This is a genomic window from Micromonospora sp. NPDC051227 (assembly GCF_044455385.1).
GTDB lineage: Bacteria > Actinomycetota > Actinomycetes > Mycobacteriales > Micromonosporaceae > Micromonospora.
Map to the genome: position 1 here is coordinate 123,118 of NZ_JBITET010000015.1, position 18,540 is coordinate 141,657.

15 protein-coding genes are annotated in these 18,540 nt (G+C 70.7%); 5 read left to right on the forward strand and 10 right to left on the reverse strand.

Going from position 1 to position 18,540, the window contains the following annotated elements:
* The first annotated feature begins 67 nt into the window (after window positions 1–67).
* Together ACIA47_RS28185 and ACIA47_RS28190 are read left to right on the forward strand one after the other, a co-directional pair.
* Window positions 68–910: an FAD:protein FMN transferase gene (locus ACIA47_RS28185; protein WP_203120522.1), complete on the forward strand. Its 843-nt coding sequence runs from the start codon at window positions 68–70 to the stop codon at window positions 908–910.
* Window positions 911–1,219: 309 nt separating this feature from the next.
* Window positions 1,220–1,576 (forward strand): hypothetical protein, encoded by a 357-nt coding sequence (locus ACIA47_RS28190; protein ID WP_091393184.1) that lies wholly within the window; start codon window positions 1,220–1,222, stop codon window positions 1,574–1,576.
* Window positions 1,577–1,651: 75 nt separating this feature from the next.
* Here the strand turns inward: ACIA47_RS28190 and serA are convergent, their stop codons facing one another.
* From serA to ACIA47_RS28215, 5 genes are all read right to left on the reverse strand, one after another.
* On the reverse strand, window positions 1,652–3,250 hold the full coding sequence (gene serA, locus ACIA47_RS28195; protein WP_203120521.1) for a phosphoglycerate dehydrogenase: 1,599 nt from the start codon (window positions 3,248–3,250) through the stop codon (window positions 1,652–1,654).
* A 391-nt stretch (window positions 3,251–3,641) separates the two neighbouring features.
* On the reverse strand, window positions 3,642–4,655 hold the full coding sequence (gene ilvC, locus ACIA47_RS28200) for a ketol-acid reductoisomerase (RefSeq protein ID WP_112582057.1): 1,014 nt from the start codon (window positions 4,653–4,655) through the stop codon (window positions 3,642–3,644).
* A 94-nt stretch (window positions 4,656–4,749) separates the two neighbouring features.
* The gene (ilvN, locus tag ACIA47_RS28205; RefSeq protein WP_088946549.1) at window positions 4,750–5,265 is read right to left on the reverse strand and encodes an acetolactate synthase small subunit; all 516 of its coding nucleotides are present in this window, start codon (window positions 5,263–5,265) and stop codon (window positions 4,750–4,752) included.
* Between the two features lie 80 nt (window positions 5,266–5,345).
* A complete protein-coding gene (locus ACIA47_RS28210) occupies window positions 5,346–7,226 on the reverse strand; it encodes an acetolactate synthase large subunit (protein WP_203120520.1) in 1,881 nt (626 codons plus the stop codon).
* Between the two features lie 188 nt (window positions 7,227–7,414).
* On the reverse strand, window positions 7,415–9,787 hold the full coding sequence (locus tag ACIA47_RS28215) for a putative bifunctional diguanylate cyclase/phosphodiesterase (RefSeq protein WP_396711391.1): 2,373 nt from the start codon (window positions 9,785–9,787) through the stop codon (window positions 7,415–7,417).
* Between the two features lie 111 nt (window positions 9,788–9,898).
* Between ACIA47_RS28215 and ilvD the strand changes: the two genes are divergently transcribed.
* Together ilvD and ACIA47_RS28225 are read left to right on the forward strand one after the other, a co-directional pair.
* Window positions 9,899–11,746 (forward strand): dihydroxy-acid dehydratase, encoded by a 1,848-nt coding sequence (gene ilvD, locus ACIA47_RS28220; RefSeq protein ID WP_396711392.1) that lies wholly within the window; start codon window positions 9,899–9,901, stop codon window positions 11,744–11,746.
* Between the two features lie 197 nt (window positions 11,747–11,943).
* Window positions 11,944–12,771 (forward strand): hypothetical protein, encoded by an 828-nt coding sequence (locus ACIA47_RS28225; RefSeq protein WP_396711393.1) that lies wholly within the window; start codon window positions 11,944–11,946, stop codon window positions 12,769–12,771.
* Between the two features lie 118 nt (window positions 12,772–12,889).
* Here ACIA47_RS28225 and ACIA47_RS28230 read toward each other — a convergent pair whose 3' ends face one another.
* The 5 genes from ACIA47_RS28230 to ACIA47_RS28250 all read right to left on the reverse strand — a co-directional run bounded on the left by ACIA47_RS28230 (window position 12,890) and on the right by ACIA47_RS28250 (window position 17,217).
* Window positions 12,890–13,450: a phosphoribosyltransferase gene (locus tag ACIA47_RS28230; protein WP_396711394.1), complete on the reverse strand. Its 561-nt coding sequence runs from the start codon at window positions 13,448–13,450 to the stop codon at window positions 12,890–12,892.
* Between the two features lie 172 nt (window positions 13,451–13,622).
* The gene (locus tag ACIA47_RS28235; RefSeq protein WP_396711395.1) at window positions 13,623–14,537 is read right to left on the reverse strand and encodes a DNA-processing protein DprA; all 915 of its coding nucleotides are present in this window, start codon (window positions 14,535–14,537) and stop codon (window positions 13,623–13,625) included.
* 117 nt (window positions 14,538–14,654) lie between these two features.
* The gene (locus tag ACIA47_RS28240; RefSeq protein WP_396711396.1) at window positions 14,655–16,679 is read right to left on the reverse strand and encodes a hypothetical protein; all 2,025 of its coding nucleotides are present in this window, start codon (window positions 16,677–16,679) and stop codon (window positions 14,655–14,657) included.
* Window positions 16,676–16,927 carry a hypothetical protein gene (locus tag ACIA47_RS28245; RefSeq protein ID WP_396711397.1) on the reverse strand — a complete coding sequence of 84 codons (252 nt, stop codon included), beginning with the start codon at window positions 16,925–16,927 and terminating at the stop codon, window positions 16,676–16,678. Before ACIA47_RS28245 ends, ACIA47_RS28240 begins: the two co-directional genes overlap by 4 nt.
* Window positions 16,924–17,217 (reverse strand): DivIVA domain-containing protein, encoded by a 294-nt coding sequence (locus ACIA47_RS28250; RefSeq protein ID WP_396711398.1) that lies wholly within the window; start codon window positions 17,215–17,217, stop codon window positions 16,924–16,926. Before ACIA47_RS28250 ends, ACIA47_RS28245 begins: the two co-directional genes overlap by 4 nt.
* A 345-nt stretch (window positions 17,218–17,562) precedes the next feature.
* On the opposite strand from ACIA47_RS28250, the gene ACIA47_RS28255 reads away from it, so the two are divergent.
* Entirely contained in the window at window positions 17,563–18,498 is a 936-nt protein-coding gene (locus tag ACIA47_RS28255) for an XRE family transcriptional regulator (RefSeq protein ID WP_396711399.1), read from the forward strand.
* Window positions 18,499–18,540 lie beyond the last annotated feature (42 nt).

An 18,540-nucleotide genomic window follows, 5' to 3' on the forward strand; every position in this document is an offset into this window, starting at 1 on the left:
GGTCGCGGGGGCTCGCTGACCAACGGGGTCGCGATGACGCGGCCCCATGTGCGAGGGGGCAGGTGCGATGCGCATCGACGAGCAGCCACGGACCCGCTGGCCGGACCCGTCCGCGTTCCGCAACCGCCGGCCGGACCTTCGACTCGGCAGCCGCCGGCACCGGATCGACCCGGCCGCGGCCACCGAGGGCCGGATCGGGGTGCAGCACACCGTTCGCACCGCGACCGCCGAGTACACCCTGCTGCTCAACGCCCCCGAGTGGCTCGGCCGCCGGGGCGTGGGCGAAGCGCTGCGGGACAGCGTCGCCGAGCTGCGCGCCATCGACCTCACCTACGGGCCCAACCGACCGGAGAGCCTCGTCTCCCGGCTGCGTCGGGGCGAGATCAGCCCGGAGTCGTACCCGCCGCTCGCCGATCTGGTAGACCGCTGCGCCGCGATGCGCGCGGCCACCGACGGATGGTTCGACGCCTGGGCGGTGCCCGGCGGCTTCGACCCGGGCGGTCTTCTCGGCGGTTGGGCTGTGGAACGCGCCGCTGAGCGACTGCGCGCCGCCGGCATCCACGACTATGCCGTACTCGCCGGCGCCGACCTTGTCGTCCGGGGCCGCGCGCCGCACGGCGGACCGTGGCGGGTCGCGGTGCATCACCCGACCGCACCCGAGCGGGCGCCGCTGGTGCTGGAGATGACTGCCGGCGCGATCGGCACCTCCGGGGTGACCGGGCGGCAGGGGCACGTGGTGGACCCGCACACCGGCGAGCCGGCCGATCACCTCGTCGCCGCCACAGTGGTGGGCCCCGACCTGGCGATCGCCGACGGCTACGCCACCGCGCTCTACGCCGCCGGCCCAACTGGCCTGGCGTGGTTCCGGGGCAACTCCGACTATCGCGCGCTCTTCGCGCACCGTCGCTGAGCCGGTCCGGCCCGCGATCGGCCCCCACGGTCTCGGCAACGACCGTGGAGGCCGGTCAGCGACGAGTGCGCGTGGCTCGCACAACCGAGGGGTGCGGACCGGTCGGGCCGGACGTCGACCGCGCCACCCGAAGACGGGCCGGCGCCTCGAACTCGGCCAGTGACCGCAGTGCGTACGCTAGCGAATCGACGCAACTCGACGCAAGAGTCTCCACACCGGACCGTCGTGACCGGATACTTCGGTGATCGGTGGTTGACCGGCGGCGAGGCAGTTTCGACATGGTGAACGGCGGATGGCACGCTATCCGCCGTGAGTTTCGATCTGAGCGTGTGGGCCCTGGAGGACGGGGCGACGCCCGAGGACGTGCGGACAGCGGTCAACGGTTGCCGGCAGGGGCGGCACGTGGACCGCTACCCCGATCCGCGGGTGGTCAGCTTCTACCGGGCGATCACCGCCTCCTATCCGGACCGTCACCCCGGCCCGAACAGCCCGTGGGCCGTGGCGCCGCTGCACGCGGCCCACGACCACGTCGAGCTGAACCTGCATCCGACGTGCGCGGACCAGGTGCTACTGGACATCGAGCGGTTGGCCGGCGAGCACGGCCTGATGCTCTTCGACCCGCAGGACGGCTCGGTCTACCCGCCGCCGGCGCGGCTGCCCGGCTGACCTGACCGGCGGCACGGACGGGAAATGACGAGGGGCCCGGCGAATCGCCAGGCCCCCCACGGTGTTTGTCGTCTACTACTCGTCGCGCAGGTCGGCGGCGCTGGCCGCCGTGGCGCCGATCGACTCGGCGGCCGAGGTGAGCAGGTCGGCGCCGAGCGCCTGGTCGACGGTGAGCGTCATCAGCGTCTCACCGCCCGCCTCCCGACGAGCCACCTGCATGGCGGCGATGTTGATACCCGACTCGCCGAGCAGGGTACCGACAGTGCCGACCACACCGGGCCGGTCGGCGTAGCGCAGGAAGAGCAGGATGCCCTCCGCGCCGATCTCCACGTCGAAGCCGTCCACCTCGGTCAGCTTCAGCACGTCCCGAGCGCCGGAGTGGGTGACAGTGCCGGAGACACTGACCGTCCGGCCGTCCGGCAGCGCGCCGCGCACGGTGACCAGGGTCGGCTGCTCGGCCGTCTCGGCCAGGGTGGCCAGGGTGACCTCGACGCCACGCTCGGCGGCCAGGTGCGGGGCGTTGACGTAGGTGACCTGCTCCTCGACCACGGAGCTGAACAGGCCCTTGGTGGCGGCGAGCTTGAGCACCGACACGTCGTGGCTGACGATCTCACCGCGGACCTCGACAGTGACGCTGGCGGCGACCCCACCGGCGACCGCGGTGAACGCCCGGCCGAGCTTCTCCGCCAGCGGCAGCAGCGGCCGAACGTCCTCGGCGACCACACCGCCGGCCTGCACGTTCACCGCGTCCGGGACGAACTCGCCCTGCAACGCCAGCTTGACGCTCCTGGCCACGGCGAGACCGGCCTTGTCCTGCGCCTCGTGGGTGGAGGCGCCCAGGTGCGGGGTGGCCACCACGTTGTCGAAGGCGAACAGCGGCGACGAGGTGCACGGCTCCTTGCTGTACACGTCGACACCGGCGCCGGCGACCCGGCCCTCGGCGATCGCGTCCGCGAGCGCCTGCTCGTCGACCAACCCACCACGGGCGGCGTTGATGATGCGAACGCCGGGCTTGACGAGCGCCAGCTCCTTCTCACCGATCAGGCCCACCGTCTCCGGCGTCTTCGGCAGGTGGATGGAGATGAAGTCGCTCTCCCGCAGCAGCTCCTCCAGCCCGACCAGGCGGACGCCGAGCTGCGCCGCACGGGCCGGCTGGATGTACGGGTCGTACGCGATCAGCCGGGTGCCGAACGCGGCGATACGAGACGCGAAGAGCACCCCGATGCGACCGAGCCCCACCACGCCGACCGTCTTGCCCTGGACCTCGACGCCGGTGTACTTCGACCGCTTCCACTCCCCCGCCTTGAGCGCGGAACTGGCGCTCGCGGTGTTACGGGCGACGGCGAGCAGCAGCGCGACGGCCTGCTCGGCGGCGGAGACGATGTTGGAGGTGGGCGCGTTGACGACCATGACGCCCCGCGCGGTGGCGGCCGGCACCTCGACGTTGTCCAGCCCGACGCCCGCCCGGGCGACCACCTTGAGTCGCGGCGCGGCGGCGACCGCCTCGGCGTCGATCTGGGTCGCGCTGCGCACGATGACGGCGTCGGCCTCGGAGAGCGCCGAGAGCAGGGCCGGACGGTCGGTGCCGTCGACGTGACGGACGTCGAAGTCGTGGGCGAGCACCTCGATGGCGGCGGGGGCGAGTTCTTCGGCGATCAGTACGACAGGATTCATCGGTCCTCGTAGAGGTCGTGTTTGCGATCGGCCCGGGCGGCGGGGCGCCGCACTGCGCCCTGCGCTGATCCGTGCCGTGGCCGTCAGGTGCCGGCTGCTGCACCTACAGGCGATCGTAGGGGCCCCGCTGGTCGGCGTGTTCCGGTCTTCGGGGTGAGTGCCCTCACACGCCCGGTCGGGCGACGGACATCGGCCGTTCACCGCACCGACACGGTTGCGCCGGCCGCGTGAGCACCGGCCGCGTCGGTCACCCGGGTCACTCCGGACGAGTCGTGGCGCACGAGCACTGCCGCCCGACGTATTGACGGGCGGCAGCATGCCGGGCAGCCCCGGGGCGGCGCTGGGGAGAGCGCCAGCCCAGGGGCTGTCGGTAGATCGTCGTTCGGACGGGTCAGGCGGTCTCGGTGATCGGGCGGTCGACCCAGCTCATCATGCCGCGCAGCTTCTTACCGGTCTCCTCGATCGGGTGCGCCGCACCCTCGGCCTGCCACTTGGTGAAGTTGGGCCGGCCGGCCTCGTCCTCGGCGACCCACTCGCGGGCGAACTCGCCGGACTGGATCTCACCCAGGATCTTGCGCATCTCGTCCTTGACCCGGGAGTCGATGATGCGCGAGCCACGGGAGAGGTCGCCGTACTCGGCGGTGTCGGAGATGCTGTAGCGCATCTTCGCGATGCCGCCCTCGTACATGAGGTCGACGATCAGCTTCAGCTCGTGCAGGCACTCGAAGTAGGCGACCTCCGGGGCGTAGCCCGCCTCGGTGAGCACCTCGAAACCGGTCTGCACCAGGGCCGAAGCGCCGCCGCAGAGCACCGCCTGCTCGCCGAAGAGGTCGGTCTCGGTCTCCTCGGTGAAGGTGGTCTTGATCGCACCGGCCCGGGTGCCGCCGATGCCCTTGGCGTACGCGAGGGCGAGCGCGAGCGCGTTGCCGCTGGCGTCCTGCTCGACGGCGACGAGACAGGGCACGCCCTTGCCGTCGCTGTACTGGCGGCGGACCAGGTGGCCGGGGCCCTTGGGCGCGACCATCGCCACGTCCACCTCGGCCGGCGGCTTGATCAGGCCGTACCGGATGTTGAAGCCGTGACCGAAGAAGATCGCCTTGCCCGGGGCGAGGTTCGGGGCGATCGACTCCGCGTAGATCCCGCGCTGGGCGGTGTCCGGTGCGAGCACCATGATCACATCGGCCTCGGCGGCGGCCTGCGCCGGCGTGACCACCCGCAGGCCCTGCTCCTCTGCCTTGGGACGGCTCTTCGAGCCCTCCGGCAGACCGATCACCACGTCGACGCCGGAGTCACGCAGCGACAGCGCGTGGGCGTGGCCCTGGCTGCCGTAACCGATCACCGCGACCTTCTTGGCCTGGATCAGGCCGAGGTCGGCATCGTCGTCGTAGAACACCTCAACGCTCATGAGAACTTCCCTTTCGTACGACGGCCGGGGCGGCCCGTCGTGGTCTGTGCGGATGAAATCCGGGACGGCCGGCCGAGGGCCGACCGGCGGCGGGTCAGGCGGCCCGCAGCGCGGGACCGGCGGTGATCGAACGCGAGCCGCGCCCGATGGCCACCAGCCCGGACTGGACCATTTCCTTGATGCCGAAGGCCTCGAGGTCGCGTAGCAGCGCGTCGAGCTTGTCCGGGGTGCCGGTGGCCTCGATGGTCAGCGTGTCCGGTGCGACGTCGACCACCCGGGCGCGGAACAGGTTGACGGTTTCCAGCACCTGCGACCGCGCGGACCGGTCGGCGCGAACCTTCACCAGCAGCAACTCCCGGGCGACCGACACCTGGGGATCCAGCTCAACGATCTTGAGCACGTTGACCAGCTTGTTCAGCTGCTTGGTGACCTGCTCCAGCGGGGACGACTCCGCGTTGACCACGATGGTGATCCGGGAGACGTCCGGGTTCTCGGTCTCGCCGACGGCGAGGCTGTCGATGTTGAACCCGCGCCGGGAGAACAGGCCGGAGACCCGGGCGAGCACGCCGGGCTTGTTCTCCACCAGCACGGACAGGGTGTGCATGGTCATGCCATGGCCTCGCTTCGCTCGGTCATGGCATGGCCATGCGCAACACTGAGCTTGATGATTCGTTCGCTACGCTCACTCATTTAGATGTCATCCTCGTCGAAGACCGGGCGGACGCCACGGGCGAACATGATCTCGTCGTTGCTGGTGCCGGCGGCGACCATCGGCCAGACCATCGCGTCCTTGCCGACCACGAAGTCGATCACGACGGGCGCGTCGTTGATCTCCATGGCGGCGGCGATGGTCTTGTCCACGTCATCCGCGCTCTCGCACCGCAGCCCGACACAGCCGAGGGCCTCGGCGAGCTTGACGAAGTCGGGGATGCGGTGCTTGTGGGTGCCGAGCTCGGTGTTGGAGTAGCGCTCGTTGTAGAAGAGCGTCTGCCACTGCCGGACCATGCCGAGGTTGCCGTTGTTGATGACGGCGATCTTGACCGGGATGCCCTCCAACGCGCAGGTGGCTAACTCCTGGTTGGTCATCTGGAAGCAGCCGTCCCCGTCCACCGCCCAGACCACCGTGTCCGGCTTGCCGACCTTGGCACCCATCGCCGCCGGCACCGCGTAGCCCATCGTGCCGAGGCCGCCGGAATTCAACCAGGTGTACGGCTTCTCGTAGGAGATGAACTGCGACGCCCACATCTGGTGCTGGCCCACCCCCGCCACGAAAATCGCGTCCGGGCCGACGATCTCGCCCAGCCGCTTGATCACGTACTGCGGGGACAGGGTCCCGTCGACCGGCTCGTCGTAGCCCAGCGGGTAACGGTTGCGCAGGTCGTTGAGCTGCGTCCACCAGTCACCGAGGTCGGCGGTGCGCCCCGCCGACCGCTCGGCGGTGACCGCGGCGATCAGCTCGTCGATGACGTGTTTGGCGTCGCCGACGATCGGGACGTCCACGTGCCGGTTCTTGCCGATCTCGGCGGGGTCGATGTCCGCGTGCACCACCGTCGCGTCCGGGGCGAACGAGTCCAGTTTGCCGGTGACCCGGTCGTCGAAACGTGCGCCCAGCGCGACGATCAGATCCGCCTTCTGCAGCCCGTAGACAGCGGCGACAGTGCCGTGCATGCCGGGCATCCCCAGGTGCTGCTGGTGCGAGTCGGGGAACGCGCCGAGCGCCATCAGCGTGGTGACGACCGGGATGCCGGTCAGCTCGGCCAGCCGGCGCAGCCCGTCGGTGGCACCGGCCTTGAGCACCCCGCCGCCGACGTAGAGCACCGGCCGTCGGGCTGCGGCCATCAGCCGCGCCGCCTCCCGGATCTGCTTGCCGTGCGGGTGCAGGGTGGGCCGGTAGCCGGGCAGGTCCAGGGTGGGTGGCCAGGAGAAGGTGGTCGGCGCCTGAAGCACGTCCTTGGGGATGTCGACCAGCACCGGGCCGGGTCGCCCACTGCTGGCCAGGTGGAACGCCTCGGCCAGCACCCGGGGGATCTCCTCGGCGTTCTGCACGAGGAAGTTGTGCTTGGTGATCGGCAGGGTGATGCCCTGGATGTCCGCTTCCTGGAAGCCGTCGGTGCCGATCAACGGGCTGGCCACCTGCCCGGTGATCGCCACCATCGCCACCGAGTCCATGTACGCGTCCGCGATCGGGGTGACCAGGTTCGTAGCGCCCGGGCCGGAGGTGGCGATGCAGACGCCGACCTTGCCGGTGGCCTGCGCGTAGCCGGTCGCCGCGTGCCCCGCGCCCTGCTCGTGCCGCACCAGGATGTGCCGGACCGTCGAGTCGTAGAGCGGGTCGTACGCCGGCAGGATCGCGCCGCCCGGAATGCCGAAGACGACGTCGACCTCGAGCGCCTCAAGGGACCGCACGAGCGAGCCGGCTCCGGAGATCGGGGTCGCGGCGGCGGGCCGTACCGCCGGGACGGCCGGGGTGGCCGTGCGCGTGGCGGCCTGGTCCACGTCGACTGTCGGGTCGGCGGCCGCGCGGGCCCGGCGGGCGGTGTGGGCGAGGGTCTCGGGCGTTGGTCTCGTCATGGCGGTTCTGGCCTTCGGCTGGAGTGGCTGGTGGCTAGTCAAGCGATGCGACGCGGGCGGGGCCCGCCTCGCCAGGTTCCGATGGCAATAAAAACGGCCCTCGTGCAGATGCACGGGGCCAGCGCACTCTCGGTGAGGGAGAGTGCGCTCAGGTAAGTACTCGCAGCGACCGGTACGACGACATGCGGCTAAGCCTGACGCATCTCACGCGATGAGTCAACTGATCCCACATGTTGGTTAACGGAGGTCGGCGCGTCGGCTGGCGACGCGCCATCGGCAGGCGGGGTGGGCTGCCCGGACCCGCCCGGAGCACGGCGCGGCGCGGGCACCGGAGCGGGACGCGCACCCGGGGATGTGGCCGCCTCCAGCATCGCCTCCAGGTGCTCGGCCGGCACCCCCCAGCCGAAGAGCGCGCCCTGGCCGAAGCGGCAACCGGCGGCCACCACCGCGGCCAACTCGGTCGGGGTGGTCACCCCCTCGGCGATCACCTCCAGCCCCAACTGGTGACCCAGGCGCATGACGATGTCGACCATCGGGGCGAACGCCGGGCCGTCCTGGCCGACCGGGCGGACCGGCTCGTGCTCGGCGACCAGGCTGTGGTCGATCTTGAGGATGTCGATCGGCAACCGGCGCAGCTGCCCCAGCGACGAGTAGCCGGCCCCGAAGTCGTCCAGCGCGATCCGGACACCGGTCAACCGCAGCGCGGTGAGCCGGCGGATCAGCTCGTCCAGGTCGGTGGCGACGGCGTGCTCGGTGACCTCCAGCACCAGCCGCTGCGGCGGCACGTGGTGGGCGCGCAGCGCCTCGGCGACCTGGACCACGTACTCCGGGGCGTGCAGCTCGCGCGGGGAGACGTTGACCGACACCCAGACGTCGTGCCCGTCCGCCAGCCACCGGGAGAGCTGGTAGCAGGCCTGATGCAGCACCCAGGCACCGAGCGGGGCGATCATGCCGCACTCCTCGGCGAGCGGGATGAACTCGTCCGGGCGCACGTTGCCCAGCTCAGGGTGGTGCCAACGGAGCAGCGCCTCGGCGCCGACCGGCCGCACCGACGGCAGCGACGCCACCGGCTGGAACGCCAACCGCAGCTCGTCGCGGTCGATGGCCCCGCGTAGCTCGTGCTCCACAGTCGTACGCCGACGCAGCAGTTGGTCGTACGCGGCGTCGTACCGCTCGATCCGGTTCTTGCCGCGCTGCTTGGCGTAGCGCAACGCCAGGTCGGCGTGGCGCAGCAACAGCTCCACGTCCGGCTCGTCGGCCCAGTCGGCCACCCCGATGCTCACCGACAGGAAGACCGGCCCCTCCGGCTGGTCGTAGGGCCGGTTGAGCACCCCGAGGAGCCGTTCGGCGACCCGGTCCGCCTCGACCGGTCGGCCCTGCATGAGTACGGCGAACTCGTCGCCACCCAGCCGGGCGGCCACGTCGCCGGGGCGCAGGTTGCCGCGCAGCCGCCGGCCCACCTCGGCCAGCACGGCGTCGCCCACGTCGTGGCCCCGCATGTCGTTGACGTTCTTGAAGCCGTCCAGGTCCAGGCCGAGCAGCACACACGGGTTGTGGTCGGCGGCGTTGCGGTGCAGCGCCCGGAGCAGCCCGCGCCGGTTGGCCAACGACGTCAACGGATCGGTGTGCGCCAGCTCCCGGAAGTGCGCCTCCCGCTCGGCCAGGCGGTTCGCGTACCCCCGGACGTCGCGAAGGGTGAGGTACTGCCGTGCCACCAGGGCGAAGCCCTCCACGCTGCCGGCCACGATGCCCGCCGCGGTGAACCGGCCGTCCTGGACGAGGTGGTACATCGCCGAGGCGGCCATCGCCAGCATCGGGGCGATCGCGTATTCGCCGTCGCTTCCGACCAGGTCCAGGTCGATCTGCCCCGGCCGGTCGGCCCGGTACACCGCGAGCGCGACGGTCAGCAGACCGGCGGCGAGCACCGCCGCACCGGTCAGCGCCATTGTCGGCCCGGCCTGGCAGAGCCCGGCGCTGAGACCCAGGCCGCCGCAGGTCACCGCGCTGATGCCGGCGCCCAGTGCGGCGAGCCGTCGACGTGGCGCCGCCGCCCGGAAGACGACGATCACGACGAGCCCGGCACCGAGCGCGGCGCTCACCGTGGCCAGCAGGATCGCCGGGCAGGCCATCGGGGTGGCGGCACCGAGCAACCGGGTGGGCTCGGAGAAGAGCACCCAGCCGACGAACCACAGCGCCGCCGCCATGACCAGCCCGTCCAGGGCGAGCCGGGCCGTTCCGGCCGCGGTGGCGGCCACCCCGGGCAGCCGGAGCAGACCAGCGGCGAAGGCCAGCCCGCTCACCGCCGTGCCGATCGCCACCACTGTCGCCCAACCGGTGCGCTGCCCCTGCTCGTGGGCCCAGTGTTCGTTCGCGCTGAGCGCGGCGACCACGCCGGCCAGGAGGCTGAGCACTGCAACACCGGCGGCCGCCGCGAGCAGCACGTGCGCCGGTCGACGCGGCATCGTCCGCCGCCGGGCGACGGCGGTCAGCAGCACGGCGGCCACCGCGGCGACGAGCCCGCTGAGCGCCGCGACAGCGACCAGGCCCGGTGGAAAATGCACGCCTCCAAGAGTGCCGGATGGGCGCACGTCATGGGGGGCTGAGTGTGCATCTGTTGGGACACGGCAGATACCCGGGTGGGCCGGCGTGCCGGTGGTGTCATGCTGGTATGCATGCCTGAGCTGCGGTCGAGGACTTCCACACACGGTCGGACGATGGCCGGCGCCCGGGCCCTCTGGCGGGCCACCGGGATGACCGACGACGATTTCGGCAAGCCGATCGTCGCCATCGCCAACAGTTTCACCCAGTTCGTGCCTGGTCACGTACACCTCAAGGACATGGGTGGCCTGGTCGCCGACGCGGTCGCCGAGGCCGGTGGGGTGGGCCGGGAGTTCAACACCATCGCTGTCGACGACGGCATCGCGATGGGCCACGGCGGCATGCTCTACTCGCTGCCCAGCCGTGAGCTGATCGCCGACGCGGTCGAATACATGGTCAACGCGCACTGCGCGGACGCCCTGGTCTGCATCTCCAACTGCGACAAGATCACCCCCGGGATGCTGCTGGCCGCGTTGCGCCTCAACATCCCGACCGTCTTCGTCTCCGGCGGCCCGATGGAGGCCGGCAAGACGATGGCGATCGAGGGCGTCGTGCACAGCAAGATCGACCTGATCGACGCGATGATCGCCTCCTCGAACGAGGCGGTCACCGACGAGCAGCTCGGTGAGATCGAACGCTCCGCCTGCCCGACCTGCGGCTCCTGCTCCGGCATGTTCACCGCCAACTCGATGAACTGCCTCACCGAGGCGATCGGGCTCGCGCTGCCAGGCAACGGCTCGACGCTGGCCACCCACGCCGCCCGCCGGTCGCTCTTCGTCGAGGCCGGCCGGACCGTCGTGGAGATCTCCAAGCGGTGGTACGACGGCGACGACGACTCGGTGCTGCCGCGTACGGTCGCCTCCAAGGCCGCCTTCGAGAACGCTGTCGCCCTGGACGTGGCGATGGGCGGCTCCACCAACACGGTGCTGCACCTGCTGGCCGCCGCCCGCGAGGCGGAGATGGACTTCGGCGTCACCGACATCGACGCGATCTCCCGGCGGGTGCCGTGCCTGGCCAAGGTCGCGCCGAACTCGCCGAACTACCACATGGAGGACGTGCACCGGGCCGGCGGCATCCCGGCGATCCTCGGCGAACTGGACCGGGCCGGGCAGCTCAACCGGGACGTGTGGGCCGTGCACTCCCCCTCGCTGGCACAGTGGCTGACCGACTGGGACGTGCGCGGCGGCTCCCCCACCCCGACGGCTGTCGAGTTGTTCCACGCCGCCCCCGGTGGGGTGCGCACCACCGAGCCGTTCTCCACCACCAACCGGTGGTCGTCGCTGGACACCGACGCGGCCGGCGGCTGCATCCGGGACCGTGAGCACGCCTACTCCGCCGACGGTGGACTGGCCATCCTGCACGGCAACCTGGCACCCGAGGGCAGCGTGGTGAAGACCGCCGGCGTGCCCGACGACTGCCTGACCTTCCGTGGCCCGGCGAAGGTCTACGAGTCGCAGGACGACGCGGTGACAGCGATCCTCGCCAAGCAGGTGGTCGCCGGGGACGTCGTGGTGATCCGGTACGAGGGGCCCAAGGGCGGCCCCGGCATGCAGGAGATGCTCTACCCCACCTCGTTCCTCAAGGGACGCGGGCTGGGCCGCTCCTGTGCGCTGCTCACCGACGGCCGTTTCTCCGGCGGCACCTCCGGGCTCTCCATCGGGCACGTCTCCCCCGAGGCGGCCTCCGGCGGGCTGATCGCCCTGGTCCGCGACGGCGACGAGGTCGTCATCGACATCCCGAGCCGGTCGATCGAGCTGAACGTGCCCGCCGAGGAGCTGGAGGTTCGCCGGGTGGCCGAGGAGAAGCGCGACAAGCCGTACACCCCGACCGATCGGCAGCGCCCGGTGTCGGCGGCGCTGCGCGCGTACGCCTCGATGGCCACCTCGGCCAGCGACGGCGCCTACCGCCGCGTCCCGGAGTAACCACCCGGCCCTGCCCGCACCGCCGACATCCGCGATGTCGGGGTATCCCGTCGACCCGGATACCCCGACATCACCGATCACGTCTCGATCAAGGGCGGATTGGCGAAAACGCGGTGCCCACGAATCGACCACGTGGGCTAGCGTGTCGTCGGTCTACTGGGGATCACCCCCAGATTCCTACGGGGGAAGGCGTGTACGTGTCATTTTGGAAGAAGCCGGCTCTGGTGACGGTCTCGGCGCTCACCGCGTTCGCTGTCTCCGCCTGCGGCGTGACGTCCGGCGGATCCGACGAGCCGAAGCAGCCGAGCGTTCTGGAGCTGCTGGCCAGTGATCTCAAGGGGTCGCTGCTGAAGACGGCCGAGGCCACTAACAAGACCGACTCGGTGACCGTGACGATGACGGGCACCATGGGCGGCGAGAAGATCTCGATGCAGGGTGTCCTGGACCTGGGTGACCCACTCAAGGCCGAGATGACGATGACCAACGTGAAGGGCGCCAAGACCACCGTCCGGATGATCGGTGCGGTGATCTTCACCGAGATTCCAGCGGAGGGCCGCACGAGTGCGGGTGGGAAGCGCTGGATGAAGATGGACCTGACCGGTCTGGGCGAGATGACTGGCACGGACTTCACCAAGCAGTTCGAGGACGCCGACCCGGTCAAGCAGGTCAAGACGCTGCTCGCCATCGAGGGCACGACGGTCGTGGGGCAGGAGACGGTGAGTGGGGTGCCAACTGTGCACTACACAGTCACCACTCCGGTGGCGACCTACCTCAGGCAGATCGACGCCGGGCGCCGGGCCGCCACCGAGCAGGCGCTGGCCGCGCAGGGCGTCAAGGAGCTGAAGATCGACCTGTGGGTCGACGAGCAGTACCGGCCGCGTCGGGCCGGCATGGTCATGGGCAAGATGGGCGACATGGTGATCGACTACACCGACTACGGCAAGGCGGTGACCATCGAGTCCCCGCCGCCAGCGGAGACCGCCGACTTCGCCGAGATGCTCAAGGGCCTGACCGCCGACAGCTGATCAGAAATGGAGTGCTGCCCGGCTGGCGTGGAGACTCGCCTGGTCGGGCAGCGCCGTCCCGGGACCGAGCGGACAGCCCAAATCCCGAAGGCGAGTTTGATTCCGGGCAGATCTCCGCTCATCGTTCTACAGCGCACTTAGCCGGATCGAACATCGGATCCTCGATCGCCTTCAGCAGCGGTCGGGATGCCACATGCTCCGGCCTGATGTGCCGCCCGAGCACCACGACCGCCACCGACGACGCGCCAGCGCTCTTCAAGGCGTACGCCAGCGACTGCGCCCGGAAACCGGTCGTCCAGGTGTCGTCCAGGACCAGCGGCCGAACGCTGACGCTCTCGACCGGAAGCTGGACCGTGAACCAGTCGCGCTGGAACGTCCGCGTCTCAGATCCGTGGCGGGGATTGGACAGCGCCGCGAGCCACGGCAGTCCAAGACGATCGCCGATCAGATCCTGCAGGGGGTGCGGATGAGCCTGGCCCCGGGTGCTCGGCACGACCACCACGTGGGTCGGCGCACCGCCCATCCGATCAGCGACGCAGTCGAGGTGCCGCTGCAGGAACAGCAGCAGCAGTGCGAGCAGATTCCACCTAGCCTGGGCCGACCCCGGCCTGGACTTGTACAGGCGCAGGTGGTGGTGATGCTGACCGGTACGCGGCGAGTAGGCGATTGGTACGACCACGTCGGCGAGCAGGCCACCAGACGCCGTCTGGTGTTCCTGACAGGGGTAGCAGTAGTCGAACCCGGGAGTGCGGACACCGCGACACGTCGGGCAGATCCAGGGCAGGGTGGGCAGGGGATTTCGAAGGAAGTTCCGCTGGGTCTCGACGTACTCCCGGACCCTGGCCCACGGATCAGAGGCTGGCGAAATCAGGAAAGCCCTCCAGCTCGGCCGCAGCCGGTGAACGGTCGAGAATGGCGTCGACCGCCTCCACCAGGTCCATGGTCCCGTGCGCGACGTGGACGCCGGGCCGGGCGGCGAAGGCGCGTGCCCAGTCGTGCCGCATCACCTGACTGGTGAGCACCACGGGCCGACCGTGCTGAAGAGCGAGCCGCGCCTGGATCCGGGCTCCACTGCGTTCACCGGCTTCGATGACCACGGTGGCAGCGGCGTAGCCGCTCATCACCGCGTTTCGCATTGGGAAGCTCTGCTTTGTCGGGGCGGCATCGGGCCAGAACTGGCTGAGCACCAGTCCGACCTCTGCGATGTGCTCCTGGAGCGCCCGGTTGACCGTCGGGTAGTGATGACGAATTCCGGTGCCGATGACCGCGACGGTGCGGCCCCCTGCCGCTAGTGCCGCCTGGTGGGCCGCGGTGTCGATCCCTTTCGCCAGACCGCTGACCACCGTCACACCACGGCGGGCCAGCGATTCTGATACTGAGCTGGCGATCTCGACTCCTCGATCGCTCGCTTCGCGGCTGCCGACCACCGCGATGGCCCGAGCGTCGGGGCGCGACTCACCACGGGCGAAGAGCACTGGCGGCATCTCGCGGATGTCACGCAGCTGGGCGGGGTAGTCGTCGTCGAAGAAGGCCCGCACTGTGATGCCCTCGGCCTGCCAGCCCGCGAGGTCGCCGGCCGCGGACTCGATCAGCGAGTCGACGGAGCGGGTGTCGGGAAAGAGCGTGTCGGTCTGCCCGACGACCCGGCGCAGGACTGCCAGCGCGGTGCCGACCTCTTGAATGTCGTGCACGGCATCAGACCAGCTGAGGTCTGGCTGCCGCAGCAGCGCGATCAGCGCAGCCCGCTCCACCATCACCCGGTCCATGCCCCTGATCGTAGAGGCAACTCCCGGCCGCCCGGCCCACCGGCCACGCGGAGCCGGCAGAGAAGCCCGGCGCACCTCAGATCGCCCCACGTGATCGAACATATGTTCCCTCAGCCCTCAGGTCAACCGAAGATCGCGCAGGTCGGGAGCTTCGGCGAGGAGGCTTACGCCGTCGTCGTCGTGTCGGTACACCGTGCAGCCGGCGCGGGTGAAGCGAACGGTGACCGCCTGCCCGGCGTGCTGGGCCGCCAGGCGTAGCAGTTCCGGCTCGGGATCGGCGACGTCACGCGGCCCCGAGCCGGGCACCGGGATGGGCGCCGTCGGGTCGGTTGGGGCGGCCCCAGCTACGGCGTCGGTCAGGCACTCGACGCACCAGGAGAGCGCGGCGGCCAGACTCGGCCGGTAGGGGAAGTCGTCGGGGCGGACAGGTGCGTCAAGCGGCTTCACCTCGACAGACCAGCGCAATCCGTCGGCCAGCAGTGGGTCTGCGGCGTTGTGCCGCAGGTCGCACACGGCCACCACGAGGGCCAGGTCGAGGCCGAGGGCGAGCCGCAGCAACTCGGCCAGCGGCGGCGCGTCGGGAGGCGTCGCCACCACGATCAGACGGCCGGCTGGCGTCCCCCGGCCTGTGCTGCGGACGTGCTCCCCGACCGGGTCGGCCCCGGCCCACGGCAGCGTGACGTACCCGTCGCGGAGGTCCTTGCAGATCGGCTGCCCGCCGTCGGCGTCGGCCAGGTCGTCGGGCCGCGCGCCGAGCACGGCCGCCCAGGAGCCGAGCCGGTATCGGTCCGGAAGCTGGACGACGGGCTTGCCGCCCGGTTGGGTGGCGACCAGCGGAGCGACTTCGGGCGTGCCGGCCTGCCAGGCCAGGTGCACCACCCGGTGCCGCAGGTCGGTGACGGTGACCAGCACGGTCTGGTGCAGGCGCTGGGTGTCGCCGCAGGTGAAGCAGTGCAGCGCGGACGGGCGCAGGCCGGCACCGCAGCAGTGCGGGCAGTCGGGGTCGGCCGCGTGACCGCCGAGCCGGCAGTCGCAGGCGCGTAGCCGGCTGTGTGGTCGGCAGTCCGGGCAGGGCCGCCAGTCGACGGGTTCACCCAGCCAGGGCGGGTCGGGCGGTTCGTAGCCGCGGCTCACCGGCACCCGCACACGGCGGACGACCTGGCCGGTGGGCTGCTCCGCGAGGGTCTCCACCGGCTCGCCAGCGCGCAGAGTCGTGTGCCACCAGCGGCCGTTGCGCCACAGGGCCTGCGCGCCGGGCAACTCGTCGCCGTGGGCCGCGTCGACGCAGTCAGCGAGGACGCGGCGTTCGAGTTGGTCGACGTCCACGGCCGGAGCGGCCGGTGGGCGCGGCGAGTCGGGGCGCAACAGCCGGGCTGGAGCGGCCAGGCCGCGCTCGGCAAGGCCGCTGAGCGCCTTGGCCACGTCGGTGCAGGCCAACACCTCCGACAGGTCCCGGCACCAGCCGGGCGACCCGAGCGGCACCGGGGAGCCGGGCACCTCGTACCGAATGGCCCAGCAAAACCCCGCATCCTGCCGGCGGGCCTCGACGACCAGGTCGAGCAGCAGCAGGTCGGCCAGCGCACACAGCCGGGCCAGCCGTGCGGCCGGGTCGACAGTCGCCGGGGCGGCGGATCGGCCCGGCACCAGCCGCCAGGGGGCGTGATCGGCCCGCAGGATGGCGTGAGCCTCCAGCTCGTGCCGAAGCGCTGCGGGCAGGTCGGGTCGCCACTGCCGGTCCAGCCACAGCGAAGGCGCGTCGGCCTCGTTCAGGACCGCGCCGACGGTGGCGCCGAGTTCGCGTACCCGGGAAGAAAGGTCGACCACCCAGCGGCCCGCCGGGTCGCGGTGGGGGTCGAGGCCGCCGGGCACGACCTGGTGGGACGCGACAGCGCCGGTGTCCAGGTTGGCGACGGTGACCACGAGCTGCGCCCGCCGCCGGCCGCGCCGGCCGCAGTGATAACAGGGGTACGCGACGGTGCCCGCGCCGCGACACTGCTCGCAGCTCCGGTACGCCTCCCGGCGCGGCCCGAGCGCGTCGGCGTCGGCGAGGAACCGGTCCCCGAAGGTGGTGCACCGGCACGGCTCCAGCGTGAAGGTCATGCCCTCGCAGTCCGGGCAGACGACGACGGGCACGGTGGTCACCGACACCGCCGGGCCGCGCAGTCACCGTCGTGTTCCACCCGCCGCACGCACCGCCGACCGCCGTCGAGGGGCAGGTCGCAGAAGACCCGATGACGTACGCCCTGCGCGTCCTCGGCGGACACCGTGGTCTCGCCCGCGTCCACCTCGGACAAAAAGGTCAGCGAGCGGGCCAGGGTGCCGGCGAACTGCTGTGCCGCCGGCAGGTCGGCGGCGGTGAACGGCAGGTGCGCCACCCACCGGGCGCTCATCGGCGGGCCGCCAGGTCCTCGCGGGCCCGCCGTGACTGCCAGCACCTCAGCGCATCCTTGATCCGCTCGGCCTCCCGCCGGCTGCTGCCCAACGCCGCGTACACCTCGGCCAGATCGTCGGCGACGCGGTCGAGGAACTCGGCGACCTCCACGGCGTCCACGCCACGCCGGCCACGCCGAGTGACCCGGTGCCCGCGGACCTGCCAGGGCTTCAGGGGTACGTAGTTGGCCGCCCGATAGGACACCGGCCGGGGTGGCTCGGCCCGGAGATGACGGAGAAACGCGCGCACGACAGTGCCCTCCTTGGCAGGTGACCCTGGAGGCGACGTCGCCCGAGCAGCATCGCTCAGGCGGCGTCGCCCACTCCATCGCCGTAGCTTGTTCAGCGGTACAGCAGCGGAGTGCTGCCCACAGCAGACCGAATGTCATAGGTCTGCGATAGACAACAGGGGTTAACCCGCCGCTGTTAACCGCTGCCACTTGGAATAGGGCCACGGTTACGGCAGGCTGAGCCCGCCATCATTGATCGGCAGGGGGCTATGGCAAATCACCTGCGTCGCGCTCGTGTCGCTAGGGGTTGGTCCCAGGCAAGGCTGGTCCATGAGATCGAGCAGTACGGCCGCCGACGCATGGTTATGATCGCTTCCACCAACAGCCTTCGGGTCTACGTCTCCGAGTGGGAGAACGGCCGGCGGAAGATCTCAAGCAGTTACGCGGCCATCCTGCGGAGCCTCCTGGGTACGACCGATGATGAACTATTTTCCGATAACGTGCCTGTTGACGACCACGGGAACGGTTACGCACGACTGGTTGAACAACTCGATGCCTCGCACTCGGTCGGTCAATCGATGGTGCACACCCTTCGGCATCAGACGGAACTCCTCCGCACCATGGACCGTCAGCTCGGGGCGGCGCGGTTCGTCGACCAGATGCAGAGCCATCTGTCCCGTCTTCAGGAGAGCCTGTCGTTTACCGTGCTGCCATCTGCCAGGCAACCGCTCGCCCGCGCTCTGGCAGAAGCCGCATCGCTCGCGGCGTGGCAGGCTCTCGATGTCGGAGCGGCGGATCGCGCCTGGCGGCACTACGAACTGGCGAAGAGCGCCGCACGGGAGGCTGACGACCTGCTTCACCTCGCCCATGCCATGGGCGAGCAGGCATACGTCCTGGCCGATGCCGGTCGACCGGAACTGGGGGCGCAGCTCGTGCAGGAAGCACAGGCTTGCGGACGAACCCGGTTGTCGCCTCGACTGTCGTCCTGGTTGGCCGCCGCCGAAGCAGAGCTGTGGGCGCTCAGCCGACGCCCGGACGATTGCCGCCACTCACTCGACCGAGCGAGCCGGCACCTCTCAGGCGTCACAGGAGTTCGCGACCCCGACCTGCCAGGGATATTCCTCGACGAAACTCACCTCCGCCGATGGCGGGGACATTCGCTGGCCCTGATGGGCGACCCTCGGTCCATCGACGAGTTGTCGGCGACTTTGGTCGCGATGGACGACACCTTCGTGCGAGCCGCAGCCGGGTCACGTCCGCGCTGGTGGTGTAGGAGACGACCATCGCAGGATCCGGTCTGATTTTAAGCGGCGATCGGGGTGGGATCGGCCTGGTCGGTGTCG